Raw genomic sequence first — 14,380 nt, forward strand, 5'->3', positions numbered from 1 at the left:
CGGCTAGGAGGCCGGCGTCCGGCACCAGGGGCAGAGCTTCCACTCGGGGTCGAGCTGACGGCCGCACGAGCCGCAGCTGCTGTCGAGCGAGACCCCGCACCAGGGGCAGGCCAGCATGCCGGACTCCACGCCACGCTCGCACGACGGGCAGTGCTTGCCGCCCGTGTGGTCGGCGTGGGTGACGCGCACGGCCTCTTCGAACGTCGTCTCGCCGCGCTTGGCCTTCTCCAGCGCCGAGGCGCGCAGCGTCATCATGCCGACGGCGCGAGCCTGGGCTCCCACCGCCGCCTCGGTGGCCGAGGTCATCAGCACCGTGCGCATGGCGTTGTCGACCTCGAGCACCTCGTAGACGGCGGTGCGCCCGCGGTAGCCGGTGCCGCCGCAGTCGGGGCACCCGGCGCCCTTGAGCGGTGTGGCGTCGAGGATGTCGTCGATCCTCAGGCCGAGCAGCGCCAGCGTCCCCTCGTCCGGGATGTAGCCCTCTGCGCACGAGTCGCAGGGCTTGCGCACCAGGCGCTGGGCCACCGCGGCGGTCAGCGACGACGCCACGAGGAACGGCTCGACGCCCATGTCGACCAGGCGGGTCAGCGCGGCGACGGCGGAGTTGGTGTGCAGGGTCGTGAGCACCAGGTGACCGGTGAGCGAGGCCTTGAGCGCCAGCTCTGCGGTCAGCGCGTCACGCACCTCGCCGACGAGGACGATGTCGGGGTCCTGGCGCAGGATCGAGCGCAGGCCGGCGTCGAACGTCATGCCCGACTTGAGGTTGACCTGCACCTGCGTGATGCCGGGCAGCTGCACCTCGATGGGGTCCTCGAGGGTGACGATGTTCTTGTCCGGCGTCATCGTCTCGTGGATCGCCGCGTAGAGCGTGTTCGTCTTGCCCGATCCGGTCGGGCCGGTGATGAGCACGAGGCCCTGCGGCACCGACAGCGCGGACGTGAACAGCTGGAGCTGCTCGGGCTCGAAACCGAGCGAGGCCAGCGAGGGCACGTTGTCGGCCCGGGTGAGCAGACGCACCACGATCTTCTCGCCGTGCAGCGAGGGCAGGGTGCTCACGCGGGTGTCGATGGCCTGGCCGTCGACGACGATGCGGCTGCGGCCGTCCTGCGGCACCCGCCGCTCGGCGATGTCGAGGCCGGACATGATCTTGACGCGGCTGACCACCGACGGGCCGAGGCGCTTGGGTGCGGTCATGACGTCGCGCAGCAGGCCGTCGACGCGGTAGCGGATGCGCAGCCCGTCGCGCTGCATCTCGATGTGGATGTCGGACGCGCGCAGGCGAGCGGCGTCGGCGAGCACCTGGTTGACCAGCTTGACGATCGGGGCGTCGTCCGTCGACCCCGTGGCGCTCTGCAGCTCGTCGGCGCTCGCCGTCTCCTGCACCTCGTCGGCGATCATGGTCACCGAGTCGTCGGCGGCCAGCGACCACGCGCGGGCGAGGTGGTCCTTGATCTGCGTGGCGGGCGCCACGACGACGTACAGCTCGGGCGCGCGGGTGTACATCTTCACGTCGTCGAGCGCGAGCACGTTCGTGGGGTCGGACGTCGCGACGATCAGGCCGCCCTCGGGGTGGCGGTCGAGCAGCAGGACGCCGGTGCGGTCGGCCACGGCGCGCGGCAGCATCCGGACGACGTCGGGCGCCGGCACGATGCGCGACAGGTCGGCGGACTCCAGGCCGAGGTGCGTGGCGAGGGCCTCGGCGACCTCGCGCTCGGTGGCGTAGCCGAGGTCGGCGACGACCTGGCCGAGGCGGCGGCGCGGGCCGTCGGTGCTGCGCTGAGCCTGCAGGGCCGCCTCGAGCTGCGCGGCGGTGATCAGCTGCTCGTCGATGAGCACCTCGCCGAGCCGGCGGCGGCGGGCGCCGACCTCCTCGACGTCCAGCGGTCGCGCGGTGAACGGGGCCGCGCCGGCCACGGGCTGCTGCGGCACGTTCAGGGCAGGCGAGGACGGCGACATCGACGACATGCACCCTGCATCGGCACAAGCACCGTTCGGGTGAAGCGCTCAGCCGCGATCGGCTGGCTCCGTGTCGGCCGCTGGGAGGTCGTCGGTGTCAGGCGCGGAGCCCGCGGCGGCGCGGTCGCGCTCCTCGAGCTCGTCGAGCACCGCCCGCAGCTCGGAGCGCACGAAGTCCCGCGTGGCGACCTCGCGCAGCGCGATGCGCAGGGCCGCGACCTCGCGGGTGAGGTACTCGGTGTCGGCGAGGCCCCGCTCGTCTCGGGCGCGGTCCTGCTCGCCGAGCACGCGATCTCGGTCGTCCTGGCGGTTCTGCGCGAGCAGGATCAGCGGGGCGGCGTACGACGCCTGCAGCGACAGGATCAGCGTCAGGAGCGTGTAGTTCAGCGCGCGCGGGTCGAACTGCACGGACGCCGGGGCGAACGTGTTCCACGCCAGCCAGAGCACGACGAACCCCGTCATGTAGACGAGGAACCGGGCGGTTCCCATGAAGCGCGCGAAGCGCTCCGCGAACCGCGCGAAGGTCTCTGGGTCGACCTGCGGCCGCGCGATCAGCGTCCGGCGGCTCTCGCGCGGCTGGTCCAGCCGCGGGGTGCGGCTGCGCTCACGCGCCATGGCGCACCGCCCGCGCCGGGTCCGTGCCGTCGTCCTCGTCGCGCCAGTCCTCCGGCAGCAGGTGGTCGAGGACGTCGTCGACCGTCACGGCGCCGAGCAGGTGACCGTCGTCGTCGACGATGGGGGCGCTCACCATGTTGTACGTCGCCAGGTAGCGGGTGAGCTGGGCCAGGGTCGTGCCGGGGCCGAGCGCCTCGATGTCCTTGTCGATGATGCCGCCCACCGGGACGTGGGGGGGCTCGCGCAGCATGCGCTGGATGTGCACGAGGCCCAGGTAGCGGCCGGTGGGCGTCTCGAGCGGCGGCCGGCACACGAACACGCTCGCGGCGAGCGCCGGGCTGAGCTCGGCGCGTCGGACGACGGCCAGTGCCTCCGCGATGGTGGCGTCAGGCCCGAGGATCACCGGCTCGCTGGTCATGAGACCACCCGCGGTGTCCTCGTCGTAGCTGAGCAGGCGCCGCAGCGGGGCTGCCTCCTCCGGCTCCATCAGGCCGAGCAGCTGCTCGGCGGTGTCGGCGGGCAGCTCGGAGAGCAGGTCAGCGGCGTCGTCCGGCTCCATGGCCTCGAGGACGTCGGCGGCGCGCTTGTTCTCGAGCTGGGTGAGGATCTCGACCTGGTCGTCCTCGGGCAGCTCCTCGAGCACGTCGGCCAGCTGCTCGTCGCCCAGGGCCGCGGCGACCTCGACGCGGCGCTTGGGTGACAGGTCGTGGATCACGTCGGCGATGTCGGCGGGCTTGAGGGAGCCGAAGGTGGCCAGCAGGTTCGCCGCCCCCTGGCCGGTGCCCTCGATCGACAGGCCGGTGACCTGGTCGGCGTCGACGAGGAAGCTCTCGCCGCGCCGGCGCAGCCGCCCACCGAGACCGCGGTGGTGCTCGGCGCGCCGCACGAAGACCTTGCTCACCACCCAGTCGCGGGTGCGCAGCTGGGTCATGGCGACGTCCTCGACGACCACCTGGCCCGTGCCGTCGCGCAGCGTGACGGCTCGGTCGAGCAGCTCGGCGAGCACGAGCGTCTCGCTGGGCCGCTGCTCGAACCGGCGCATGTTGACGACGCCGGTCATGATCACCTGGCCGCCGTCGATGCTCGTGACGCGCGTCATCGGCAGGAACACGCGGCGGCGTCCAGGCACCTCGACCACCAGGCCGACCGCGAGCGGGGCGAGGCGCCCGGTGCGGAACACGACGACGACATCGCGCACCCGGCCCACCTGGTCGCCGTGGGGATCGAAGACGGCGAGGCCGGACATGCGCGCGATGAAGACCCGTGAAGGTGCGCCGCTCACGCGGGTCAGGCTAGCGCCGCATACTCTGCGGGGCGTGCAGGACGCTGACCGCGAGGGGTACGAGCTCGAGTACGACGTCGTCGACGTGTTCAGCGACCGCGCGTTCGCGGGCAACCCGCTGGCGGTGGTGCACGGCACCGACGGGCTGAGCGCGCAGGCGCTGCAGGCACTGGCGCGAGAGTTCAACCTGTCCGAGACCGCGTTCCCGACGGCGCGCGGCGACGGCGCCTACGACCTGCGGATCTTCACGCCGGTGACCGAGCTGCCCTTCGCTGGTCACCCGTCGCTGGGGGCGGCGTGGGCGCTGCGGCGGCGGCGGATGGTGACGGCCGATGCGCTGCAGCAGAGCTGCGCTGCGGGCACCATGCCGGTGAGCTTCGACGGCGACGGGCGAGTGCGGCTCACCGGGGGAGAGCCTCGGGTGAGCGAGCCGGTGGACGCAGAGGCCGCGCTGGCCGCGCTGGCCGCGGTGGGACTGGCGGCGTCCGACTTGGCCGGGCCGCCCACGCGGGTCGCCGGCACCGGCCTCGACTTCTGCTACCTGCTCGTGCGGCCGGACGCCGTGGCGCGGTGCGTCGCCGACGTGCCCGGGCTGCGGCGCGCGGGGGCGCTGCTGCGCGAGGAGCTGACCGGGCCGCTCGGGGGGATCGTCGTCGCGGCGTGGGAGGGCGACAGGGCGCACGTGCGGGTCTTCGCCGACGACATCGGCGTGCCGGAGGACCCGGCCACCGGCTCGGCCGCCCTCGGGCTCAGTGCGGCGCTGGTGGCGGCCGGGCTGCTGCCCGACGGGCGGACGCAGTACGACGTCCGGCAGGGTGCGCAGATCGGACGGCCGTCGGCTCTGTGGTGCGCGGTGGAGGCCCTGGACGGGCGAGCCGTCCGGTGCGAGGTGGCCGGGTTCGTCGTCCCGGTCGCGCGCGGCGCCATCGCCCGCCCCGGCTGACCTGGTTGCGCAGATACCCGCCAGGAGCCGGTTCCAGGAGGGCGTTTCGGGCCGCGCCTACCGGAAATCGGCGGGTATCTGCGGGTACCTGCGGGAATTCCGCCCGTCAGGAGCGGCGGAAGAGGCGGCGCCGGCGCCGGCCACGCAGGTGGAACGGCCGCCAGCCGGCCGTCGTCGCGGGAGTCGGCGGCGGTGGCGCGGCGTGGCTGTCGGTCGAGTAGTCGCCCGGCTGCTCGGTGGGGGCCCCGGCCGCCTCGACGCGCGTCACCACCGCGCCGACCTCGCGCCAGTGCGCGGGCAGCTGGGCCGGCAGCAGGTGGGAGTTGAGCCGCGAGCCGGCGAGTGCCTCGACGGCAGGCGCCCAGCGCTCGTCGTCCGGGTCGAGCCGCTCGCCGCGAGCCGGCACGGTGAGGATGCGGGCGCCGGTGTCCTTGCTGCGCAGCAGCAGGTCGAGGTCGCCGTCGAGTGGCGGCAGGTCCTGCTCGCCCGGGCCGCTGACCACGACGACGGCGCCCTCGTGCCAGACGTGCCACGCCGGCCACGCCCGCGCCTGCCCGCGCGGTCGCAGCCACACCAGCCCGCTCTTGGTCGCCGCCTCGGCGAGGATCGCGTCGGTGGCAGCCGGTTGCTCGCTCACGCCTGGCAGCCTGCCACACCAGGGTCGCTCCACCGAGCGTGAGACAGTCCGTCGTGTGAGCGAGCCCGACCACGACAGCGCGACGACGACGGCGCTCCTGCTGGCGGTGGGTGTGGTGGCGGTGTCGTTCTCGGCGCCCATCGCGGCGACCACGGCGGCTCCGGCGCTCGCGGTGGCGTTCTGGCGCAACGCCTTGGCGGTGGCGGTGGTCGTGCCCTGGACGCTGGTGCGCCGCCGCGCCGAGCTCGTCCGGCTGCTGCGTCACGAGCACCGCGTCCTCGCCGTCGCGGTGCTGTCCGGCCTCGCGCTGGCGCTGCACTTCGGGCTGTGGGTGCCGAGCCTGCGGATGACGAGCGTCACCGCCTCGACCGCCCTCGTCGCCACCACGCCGCTGTGGACGTTGCTGGCCGACCGGCTCACCGGACGCCGTCCGAGCCGCGGCGTGGTGCTCGGGGCGCTGCTCGCCTTCGCCGGTGTCGTCGTGATCACCGGGGTGGACGCCGACGCGTCGTCGCGTGCGCTGCTCGGTGACGCGCTCGCCCTGGGCGGGGGCGCGGCCGCGGCGGGCTACACGCTGCTGGGCTCGTCCGTGCGGCGCACCACGAGCACGGCGACCTACACCTCGGTCGCCTACACCGTGTGCGCGCTGGTGCTGCTGCCGGTGACGCTGATCGCGCGTCAACCCCTGTCGGGCTACTCGACGCGCACCTGGGTCGAGCTCGTCGTCCTCATGCTGAGCGCCCAGCTGCTGGGGCACTCGATCCTCAACCGCACGCTGCGGACGGCGGGAGCGACCACCGTGGCCCTCGCGATCCTGCTCGAGACACCGGGGGCCGCGCTGCTCGCGTGGGCGTTCTGGCACCAGCCGCCGCCGCTCGCGACGCTGCCAGGTGCTGCTCTGGTGCTGCTGGGGCTGGCGCTCGTCGTCCGCGCTCGCACGTCGCAGCGGCGGGTGCAGGCCGCGCTCGAGGTGGGCAACGTCACGGACGCGTGACAGTGCCAGGCCGGTGACCCGTCGGTAACCTCGCGGCAGATCAGCCCGCCTCGGGCGCACCCCCAGCGAACGGGAGCTCGCGATGACCGCCTCGACCGCCCTGCCCACCGCGCTGCCGAACGGGCCGCACGCCACCCCCGGCACCGCGGCCGCCCTCGTGCGTCCGCACCGCTCGCGGCGGTCGAACCTCGCCGTTCCCGGGTCGAGCACGAAGATGATCGACAAGGCCAAGGGCCTGCCCGCCGACCAGGTGTTCCTCGACCTCGAGGACGCCGTGGCCCCCATCGCCAAGGAGGGCGCACGCGCCAACATCGTCGCCGCGCTCAACGAGGGCGGCTGGGGCGACAAGGTGCGCACCGTGCGCGTCAACGACTGGACGACGAAGTGGACGTACGCCGACGTCCTCGAGATCGCGGGGGGCGCCGGCGCGAACCTCGACTGCATCATGCTGCCCAAGGTGCAGACCGCCGAGCAGGTCGTGGCCCTCGACCTGCTGCTCACCCAGGTCGAGACCGCCAACGGGCTGGACGTCGGCCGCATCGGCATCGAGGCGCAGATCGAGAACGCGCTGGGCCTCACCAACGTCAACGCCATCGCCGCGGCGTCTGCGCGCGTGGAGACGATCATCTTCGGGCCGGCCGACTTCATGGCCAGCATCAACATGAAGTCGCTGGTGGTGGGCGAGCAGCCGCAGGGCTACGACGTCGGCGACGCCTACCACTACATCCTCATGCAGATCCTCATGGCGGCGCGGGCCTACGACAAGCTCGCCATCGACGGGCCGTACCTGCAGATCCGCGACGTCGAGGGCTTCACTCGGGTCGCGAGCCGTTCTGCCGCACTGGGTTTCGACGGCAAGTGGGTGCTGCACCCCGGCCAGATCGACGCGGCGAACGAGGTCTACAGCCCGCGGCAGGAGGACTACGACCACGCCGAGAACATCCTCGACGCCTACGAGCACTACACGTCCGAGGCCGGTGGCGCGCGCGGCGCCGTCATGCTGGGTGACGAGATGATCGACGAGGCGTCGCGCAAGATGGCGCTCGTGATCTCGGCCAAGGGCCGGGCCGCGGGCATGACGCGCGGCGAGCGCTGGACGCCGCCGGAGGACTGACGGGGCCAGCGGGGCCAGCGGGGCTAGCGGGGCTGACCCGCTGCGTCTGGCTGCAGCAGCTGGCCCCCGGCAAGCGCTTCTGATCGGGCGAGCGGTGGGGCGCCGACCTAGCGTGGGACGACGATCCCGACCGAGAGGAAGCCATGGCTGACCAGACGCCGCGATTCACCGTGCCGGGCCTGAGCCAGGACGACGCCGCCACCGTGGGGGCGATCCTGCAGGACCGCCTCAACGCCCTCAACGACCTCGCGCTCACCTTGAAGCACGTGCACTGGAACGTGATCGGCCAGAACTTCATCGCCGTGCACGAGATGCTCGACCCCCAGATCGACGCCGTGCGCGCCATGGTCGACGAGGCCGCCGAGCGCATGGCGACCCTCGGCGTCGCGCCGCAGGGGACGCCGGGCGCGATCGTCTCGCAGCGCTCCTGGGACGACTACTCGCTCGGCCGCGCCACGACGCAGGAGCACCTCGGGGCCCTCGACCTCGTCTTCGCGGGTGTCATCTCCGACCACCGCAAGGCGCAGGAGCAGACCGCCGACCTCGACCCCGTCACCGAGGACCTCGTCATCGGCCAGCTGCGCCAGCTCGAGCTGTTCCACTGGTTCGTGCGCGCCCACCTGGAGAACCTCGGCGGCGAGCTGTCGACGTCCGGCGCGACGACCGAGACCGAGGCCGCGCAGCAGGCCGGCTGACCGCGCACGGCCACCGAGACCGCAGTAGTGGCCCACCGCGCCTCCTCCCGATGGGCCACTACTGCGCTGGGCGAGTCGTCAGCCGAGCGGCCGCAGGTAGGTGTCGAGCGACGTCGCCTGCGGCCCCAGGTGGTCGCGCACCCACCGCTGCTCGCCCCGGCGCACCACCGCGCGGCCCCTCTCGCGCAGCGCCCGCAGCAGCCGGCGCGGCCGCACGCCGAGCAGCCGCGCGAGCTCGTCGGTCTCGGCCCGCGTGAGCCACACGCCGTACTCGTACTCGGCGTCACCGAAGGGTGCGTCGTCACCGCGCATCAGGTGGTGCCCCACGAAGTGCAGGCCCTCGCGTGGCGACCAGACCGCCCACACCGACAAGCCCGGCACGTCGTGGTCGAGCTCGACGTGCCGGGTCGGCCACCGGGTGCGGAGTGAGACGTTGCCAGCCATGACTCGAGCCTTGCAGGTTGGCGCGGCCGGCCGCCGCCGTCGTCCACAGGCCCGTAACGCTGGTCACATCGGCTGTCGCCGCACGAGCGGAGCCGGGATACTCGCCGGTAGCCATCCCGCCGACGAAGGAGCCGACCGATGGGCCGCCTGCAGCACACCGAAGGACTCACCGAAGACCAGCTCGAGCTGCTGAAGCTGGTGCACGAGTTCGTCGACGAGCAGGTCATCCCCGTCGCGACCCGGCTCGAGCACGCCGACGAGTACCCCACCGAGATCGTCGAGGGCATGAAGGAGATGGGGATCTTCGGCCTGATGATCCCCGAGGAGTACGGCGGCCTGGGGGAGTCGCTGCTCACCTACGCGCTCACGGTCGAGGAGATCGCGCGCGGCTGGATGAGCGTCAGCGGGATCATCAACACCCACTTCATCGTGGCCTACATGCTGCTGCAGCACGGCACCGAGGAGCAGAAGCAGAAGTACCTGCCGCGCATGGCCACCGGCGACGTGCGCGGCGCGTTCTCGATGAGCGAGCCGGGCTGCGGGTCCGACGTCAGCGGCATCCGCACCAAGGCCGTGCAGGACGACGGCTCCGGCGACTGGACCATCAACGGCCAGAAGATGTGGCTCACCAACGGCGGCTCGGCCAACCTCGTGGCGGTGCTCACCAAGACCGACACCGGCGCGGAGTCGGTCTACAAGAACATGACGACGTTCCTCGTCGAGAAGGAGCCCGGCTTCGGCGAGACGGCGCCCGGCGTCACGGTGCCCGGCAAGATCGAGAAGATGGGCTACAAGGGCGTCGACACCACCGAGCTCGTCTTCGACGGCTACCGGACGACGTCCGAGCAGATCCTCGGCGGCGAGCCCGGCAAGGGCTTCTACCAGATGATGGACGGCGTCGAGGTGGGCCGCGTCAACGTCGCCGCCCGGGCCTGCGGTGTCGCGATGCGCGCCTTCGAGCTCGGCACGGCCTACGCCCAGCAGCGTGAGGCCTTCGGCAAGAAGATCGCCGAGCACCAGGCCGTGCTGTTCCGCATCGCCGAGATGGCGACCAAGGTCGAGGCGGCGCACCAGATGATGGTGATGGCCGCGCGCCGCAAGGACTCCGGGCAGCGCAACGACCTCGAGGCCGGCATGGCCAAGTACCTCGCCAGCGAGTACTGCGCCCAGGTCGTGGAGGACTCCTTCCGCATCCACGGTGGCTTCGGCTACTCCAAGGAGTACGAGATCGAGCGGCTGTACCGCGAGGCGCCGATGCTGCTCATCGGCGAGGGCACGGCCGACATCCAGCGGATGATCATCGGTCGCCGGCTACTCGAGGACTACAAGCTCGGCTGACCGGCCGCGCCGTACAGGTGCGCTGCCGCCGCGCTCAGGGGAGGATGATCACATGGCTGGAACCACACCGCGCCCGCGTCCCGGAGGACGGGCCGTCCTCACCCTCGACTTCCCGCAGTCCCTCGGGGTCTTCGACAAGTACGAGGAGGCCCAACGCGCCGTCGACTACCTGTCCGACCACGAGTTCCCCGTCGAGAACTGCATGATCGTCGGCACCGAGCTCAAGCAGGTCGAGCGCGTCACCGGGCGCCTCACGTGGTCGCGTGCGGCGCTGGCGGGGGCGGCGTCCGGCGCCTGGATGGGCCTGTTCGTCGGCCTGCTGCTCAGCCTGTTCAGCAGCGGCGGCAGCGCCCTCGCGGCGATCCTCACCGGCGTGCTCATCGGCGTGATGTTCGGCATGGCCATGGGGCTCGCCGGCTACGCCGCCACGGGCGGGCGCCGCGACTTCACCTCGGTGACCCAGGTCGTGGCGACCCGCCACGAGGTGCTGGTGGAGCACCGGCTGCTTGCGCAGGCGCAGCAGCTGCTGGCCGAGATGCCGGGGCGGCCGCAGCAGCCCCTCTGACCGGTCGGTGGCTCAGCGCAGGTGGTAGGCGGCGCGGGCCACCGAGAAGGCGTGGCGGCTGGGTCGGTGCACGCAGGTGACGCCGTCCTTGTCGCTGTCGCACCGGAAGTCACCGCGGCTGACCGAGCTGCCGTAGCCGAGGGCCTTGCCGTCGACCGGGGCGGCTGAGGTGCAGGCGAAGCTCGCCTGCTGCGCCGTCACCTGCAGGGCGTCGCCCCATGCGCCGGTGCACGACGCCGGCTTGGCGGGCGCCGTCCAGCTGTGGTCCGCGATGTCGCACCGTGCGCCCTGCGAGCTGATCTCGCACCGGATGTTGCCCGATGGCGAGCTGAACCCGACCCGGTCGTCGGAGGCTTGCGCCGTCGCGCTGGGCGACGGCGCGGCCGCAGTGGACGACGTGCCGGCCGCGGCCGACGCCGAGCTCGAGGGCTGCGGCGGCGGCACGGACGTCAGGATGCTGCTCTCGGCCGGAGCGAAGAGCCCCTTCAGGCCGAGCACGAGCGCCAGCAGGCAGAGGACGGCGAACGCGCCCACCGCGACGACGGTGGCCGTCCGGCGCCGCTCGCGCGGGACGTCGGGCAGGCTCGGCAGGGTCACGGCAGCAGCTGCGCCATCCAGCGCTCGACGTCGTCAGGCGTACGGGGCAGGGCCGACGACAGGTTCTCGCAGCCGTCCTCGGTGACGAGCACGTCGTCCTCGATGCGCACGCCGATGCCGCGCAGCTCCGGCGGGACGAGCTCGTCGTCGGCCTTGAAGTACAGGCCCGGCTCGACCGTGAGCACCATGCCGGGCTTCAGCTCGGCCTCGAGGTACTGCTCGCGACGAGCCTGAGCGCAGTCGTGGACGTCGATGCCCAGGTGGTGGCTCGTGCCGTGCACCATCCACCGGCGGTGGTGACCGCCCTCGTCGCCGAGAGTGGCCTCGACGTCGACGGGCAGCAGGCCCCACTCGACGAGCTTGGCGGCGATGACGCGGATCGTGGCCTCGTGCACGTCCTTGAACTTGTTGCCCGGCTTCACCGCGGCGATGCCGGCCTCCTGGGCCTCGAGCACGGCCTCGTAGACCTTGCGTTGGACCTCGCTGAACCGGCCGTTCACCGGGAGCGTGCGGGTGACGTCGGCGGTGTAGAGGGAGTCGACCTCGACGCCGGCGTCGATGAGGAGCAGGTCGCCGTCGCGCACGTCGCCGGTGTTGCGGATCCAGTGCAGCGTGCAGGCGTGGTCACCCGCGGCGACGATCGAGTCGTAGCCGACGCCGTTGCCGGAGTGTCGTGCGACGAGCCCGAACTGGCCCTCGACCCAGCGCTCGCCCCGGCCCTTGGCTACGGCGTCCGGGAAGCTGCGCACCATGGCCTCGAAGCCGTCCGCGGTCGCGGCGCAGGCGAGGCGCATCTGCTCGATCTCCCACTCGTCTTTGGTGAGCCGCATCTCCGACAGGAAGACGCCGAGCTCGTCGTCGAGCTGGCGGTCGGCCTCGACGTCGCGCTCCTGCGACTGCTCGCGCGCCTGGTCGATCGTGGCGGTGACGTCGGGGTCGGCGTCGCGCACGACGCGCACCGTGAGCAGGCCGAGGTCCTTCTTGACCGCCTCGGGCAGCTCGTCGAGGTGCCGGGCGGTGATGGCGAGCTCGGCCTCGATCTCCTCCAGGCTCGGCCGCACGCCGACCCACAGCTCGCCGTAGCGGGCGTCGGCGTAGAACTCCTCGGTGTCGCGGCCGGCGCGCGGGCGGAAGTACAGCACCGCCTCGTGGCCGCCACCCTCGACCGGCTCGAGCACCAGCACCGAGTCGGGCTCGCGGTCGGCGCCCAGACCGGTGAGGTACGAGAAGGCCGAGTGCGGCCGGAAGACGTAGTCGGTGTCGTTCGAGCGCACCTTCAGCCCGCCGGCCGGCACGACGACCCGCTCGCCGGCGAACGCCTGCGACACCGCGGCGCGGCGTTGCGCGGCGTACGTCGCGACGTCGGCCCGCGCCGGCAGCTCGCTCGGCCGGGGCGCCCAGCCTCCGGCGATGAAGCTCTTGAACGCCTCGGACGTCGGGCGGGTGCGGTGGTCGGTCTTCTTCGGCTGCTGCTCGCTCACCCGACCCATGGTGCACTACGGCCGCGCATCGGTGTACCGGGTACTGCCCGCGCCGCCGCGACGCCGCGTCTGCTGGGATGGGCACCATGACGCGCTTCGACGACGCGGCGCTGCTGTCGGACCGCTTCCGGCAGCACGCCGCCGTGTGCAGCTCACCGCTCTACGCGGCGCTCATGACCGCCATGGCCGACGACTGGGACGCCGGCGGCCCGGTGCGCGCGGTGTGCGCCGGTTGGGAGCACGCGCAGCCCGGGTCGGTGGTGCAGCTGCGCCTGCTCGCCGGCCTGCACCGTGTCGTGCTGCGCGGCGAGGCGCCCGCTCTGGCGGCCTACTACCGCAACGTCGGCGGCACCCTCGCGCCCGAGGACGCCTGGCCCGTGGCCCAGACGGTGATCGCTGACCACGTCGACGAGCTGCGCGACGGGCTCGCGCTCGCCCCCCAGACCAACGAGGTGGGTCGGGCGGCCGCCCTCGCGGTCGGGCTCGCGGACGCCGTGTGGCGCACCGGCACCGGCCGCGTGCGGCTGCTCGAGGTCGGTGCGAGCGCGGGGCTGAACCTGCTCGTCGACCGGTACGCCGTCCGGCTCGACGACGGTCGAGTGCTCGGTGACGAGGCGTCACCGCTGCTGCTCGACGGCGCCCACGGCCCGGTCGAGCCCGCGTCCTTCGAGCTGGTCGAGCGCCGGGGCTGCGACCTGTCGCCGGTCGACGCCGGCGCACCCGAGGGCGCGACGCTGCTGTCGTCGTACGTCTGGCCCGACCACGCGCACCGCTTCGAGCGCCTGCAGACTGCCCTCGCCATCGCCCGCACCGACCCGCCGCGCGTCGAGGCGGCGTCCGCGGGTGAGTGGCTGGAGCAGGTCCTCGCCGAGCGACCGGACGACGACGTGCTCACGGTGGTGTGGCAGTCGATCACCCGCATGTACTGGCCCGCCGAGGAGCTCGCGCGCGTGCAGGCGGCGCTCGACCAGGCCGGACGCCGCCTGCCGCGGCTCGCGCACGTCGCCATGGAGTACGGGGCCGCCGAGGCCGGCGCCCAGCTCACCGTCGACGTCTGGCGTGGCGGCGCCCCCGACGGTGCCCGCACGCTCGTCGCCGGTGTGCACGACCACGGGCTGCCCGTGACGCTGCACGACGGCGTCCGCGTCGGCTAGCTGTCTCGAGGGCTCAGCCGAGCCACTCGTTGCCGACTTCCTGCTCCTTCGACACCGCAGCGCGCACGGCAGGCTCGGCTGCGCGCTCGATCTTGCCGCCGAGTAGCGGCACCGCGGCCTTGAGGTCGCCCTCGACCTCCTCGAGGGTGCCGGGTCCGCCCGCGTGCATGGTGACCGTGCCGGTGAGGCGCACGGGCGTGCCCTGGATCTCCACGACGATCGTGCCGCGCCGCGTCCCGTCGCTCCCCGGTGAGCCCCAGTGGTCGACGCGCATGACGTCAAGCGTCTCGCCGACGAAGGTGCGCACGAAGTCGGGCAGCCCATCGGCCGGCAGCTTGCGCGTCGTCGTGATCGTCGCTCCGCCATCGGCTGGTTCGACGTCGACGCTGTGGTCGAGCGCGCCCGTGGCCAGGCAGACCTTCTCGTGGAATGCCGGGTCGAGCAGCATCTCGAAGACGCGGTCAGGGTCGGCGGCATAGCGGATGTCGGCTCGGAACTTCACGGGGCGGCTCCTGCGGGGCGGTCGGCGGACGCGCCTACGCTACGGCGATCGTGTGACGATCGC

Annotated in this window: 15 protein-coding genes; 7 read left to right on the forward strand and 8 right to left on the reverse strand. The window is 72.8% G+C overall.

The window, feature by feature from the left end:
- Nucleotides 1-3 precede the first annotated feature (3 nt).
- The 3 genes from ASD06_RS10110 to ASD06_RS10120 are packed head-to-tail and all read right to left on the reverse strand — an operon-like array spanning nucleotide 4 to nucleotide 3,853.
- The gene (locus ASD06_RS10110; RefSeq protein WP_082537920.1) at nucleotides 4-1,965 is read right to left on the reverse strand and encodes an ATPase, T2SS/T4P/T4SS family; all 1,962 of its coding nucleotides are present in this window, start codon (nucleotides 1,963-1,965) and stop codon (nucleotides 4-6) included.
- A gap of 39 nt (nucleotides 1,966-2,004) precedes the next feature.
- On the reverse strand, nucleotides 2,005-2,571 hold the full coding sequence (locus ASD06_RS10115; RefSeq protein ID WP_056676651.1) for a DUF1003 domain-containing protein: 567 nt from the start codon (nucleotides 2,569-2,571) through the stop codon (nucleotides 2,005-2,007).
- Nucleotides 2,561-3,853: a magnesium transporter MgtE N-terminal domain-containing protein gene (locus ASD06_RS10120; RefSeq protein ID WP_235502300.1), complete on the reverse strand. Its 1,293-nt coding sequence runs from the start codon at nucleotides 3,851-3,853 to the stop codon at nucleotides 2,561-2,563. The genes ASD06_RS10115 and ASD06_RS10120 overlap by 11 nt, the downstream gene beginning before the upstream one ends.
- A 34-nt stretch (nucleotides 3,854-3,887) precedes the next feature.
- Between ASD06_RS10120 and ASD06_RS10125 the strand changes: the two genes are divergently transcribed.
- The gene (locus ASD06_RS10125) at nucleotides 3,888-4,796 is read left to right on the forward strand and encodes a PhzF family phenazine biosynthesis protein (RefSeq protein ID WP_056676658.1); all 909 of its coding nucleotides are present in this window, start codon (nucleotides 3,888-3,890) and stop codon (nucleotides 4,794-4,796) included.
- Between the two features lie 106 nt (nucleotides 4,797-4,902).
- On the opposite strand, the gene ASD06_RS19365 is transcribed toward ASD06_RS10125, so the two are convergent.
- Nucleotides 4,903-5,433: a hypothetical protein gene (locus ASD06_RS19365; RefSeq protein WP_200942035.1), complete on the reverse strand. Its 531-nt coding sequence runs from the start codon at nucleotides 5,431-5,433 to the stop codon at nucleotides 4,903-4,905.
- 55 nt (nucleotides 5,434-5,488) lie between these two features.
- Here ASD06_RS19365 and ASD06_RS10135 point away from each other — a divergent pair, with 55 nt between their 5' ends.
- The 3 genes from ASD06_RS10135 to ASD06_RS10145 all read left to right on the forward strand — a co-directional run bounded on the left by ASD06_RS10135 (nucleotide 5,489) and on the right by ASD06_RS10145 (nucleotide 8,236).
- On the forward strand, nucleotides 5,489-6,427 hold the full coding sequence (locus tag ASD06_RS10135; protein ID WP_056676661.1) for a DMT family transporter: 939 nt from the start codon (nucleotides 5,489-5,491) through the stop codon (nucleotides 6,425-6,427).
- An 82-nt stretch (nucleotides 6,428-6,509) separates the two neighbouring features.
- The gene (locus ASD06_RS10140; RefSeq protein WP_082537921.1) at nucleotides 6,510-7,541 is read left to right on the forward strand and encodes a CoA ester lyase; all 1,032 of its coding nucleotides are present in this window, start codon (nucleotides 6,510-6,512) and stop codon (nucleotides 7,539-7,541) included.
- A 143-nt stretch (nucleotides 7,542-7,684) separates the two neighbouring features.
- Nucleotides 7,685-8,236: a Dps family protein gene (locus ASD06_RS10145; protein ID WP_056676664.1), complete on the forward strand. Its 552-nt coding sequence runs from the start codon at nucleotides 7,685-7,687 to the stop codon at nucleotides 8,234-8,236.
- 78 nt (nucleotides 8,237-8,314) lie between these two features.
- Here ASD06_RS10145 and ASD06_RS10150 read toward each other — a convergent pair whose 3' ends face one another.
- Entirely contained in the window at nucleotides 8,315-8,680 is a 366-nt protein-coding gene (locus ASD06_RS10150) for a hypothetical protein (protein WP_056676667.1), read from the reverse strand.
- Between the two features lie 138 nt (nucleotides 8,681-8,818).
- On the opposite strand from ASD06_RS10150, the gene ASD06_RS10155 reads away from it, so the two are divergent.
- Together ASD06_RS10155 and ASD06_RS10160 are read left to right on the forward strand one after the other, a co-directional pair.
- Nucleotides 8,819-10,018 (forward strand): acyl-CoA dehydrogenase family protein, encoded by a 1,200-nt coding sequence (locus tag ASD06_RS10155; RefSeq protein ID WP_056676669.1) that lies wholly within the window; start codon nucleotides 8,819-8,821, stop codon nucleotides 10,016-10,018.
- Between the two features lie 52 nt (nucleotides 10,019-10,070).
- A complete protein-coding gene (locus tag ASD06_RS10160; RefSeq protein WP_056676672.1) occupies nucleotides 10,071-10,583 on the forward strand; it encodes a general stress protein in 513 nt (170 codons plus the stop codon).
- A gap of 12 nt (nucleotides 10,584-10,595) precedes the next feature.
- On the opposite strand, the gene ASD06_RS10165 is transcribed toward ASD06_RS10160, so the two are convergent.
- Nucleotides 10,596-11,180, reverse strand: a complete 585-nt coding sequence (locus tag ASD06_RS10165) for a hypothetical protein (RefSeq protein WP_056676674.1) — start codon at nucleotides 11,178-11,180, stop codon at nucleotides 10,596-10,598.
- Nucleotides 11,177-12,661, reverse strand: coding sequence for an aminopeptidase P family protein (locus tag ASD06_RS10170; RefSeq protein ID WP_056677140.1), 1,485 nt, complete (start codon nucleotides 12,659-12,661; stop codon nucleotides 11,177-11,179). The genes ASD06_RS10165 and ASD06_RS10170 overlap by 4 nt, the downstream gene beginning before the upstream one ends.
- Before the next feature lie 86 nt (nucleotides 12,662-12,747).
- Between ASD06_RS10170 and ASD06_RS10175 the strand changes: the two genes are divergently transcribed.
- Nucleotides 12,748-13,815, forward strand: coding sequence for a DUF2332 domain-containing protein (locus tag ASD06_RS10175; protein WP_162248066.1), 1,068 nt, complete (start codon nucleotides 12,748-12,750; stop codon nucleotides 13,813-13,815).
- A 13-nt stretch (nucleotides 13,816-13,828) separates the two neighbouring features.
- On the opposite strand, the gene ASD06_RS10180 is transcribed toward ASD06_RS10175, so the two are convergent.
- Entirely contained in the window at nucleotides 13,829-14,317 is a 489-nt protein-coding gene (locus tag ASD06_RS10180) for a DUF2505 domain-containing protein (protein WP_056676682.1), read from the reverse strand.
- Between the last annotated feature and the right edge of the window lie 63 nt (nucleotides 14,318-14,380).

The organism is Angustibacter sp. Root456 (assembly GCF_001426435.1).
GTDB lineage: Bacteria > Actinomycetota > Actinomycetes > Actinomycetales > Angustibacteraceae > Angustibacter.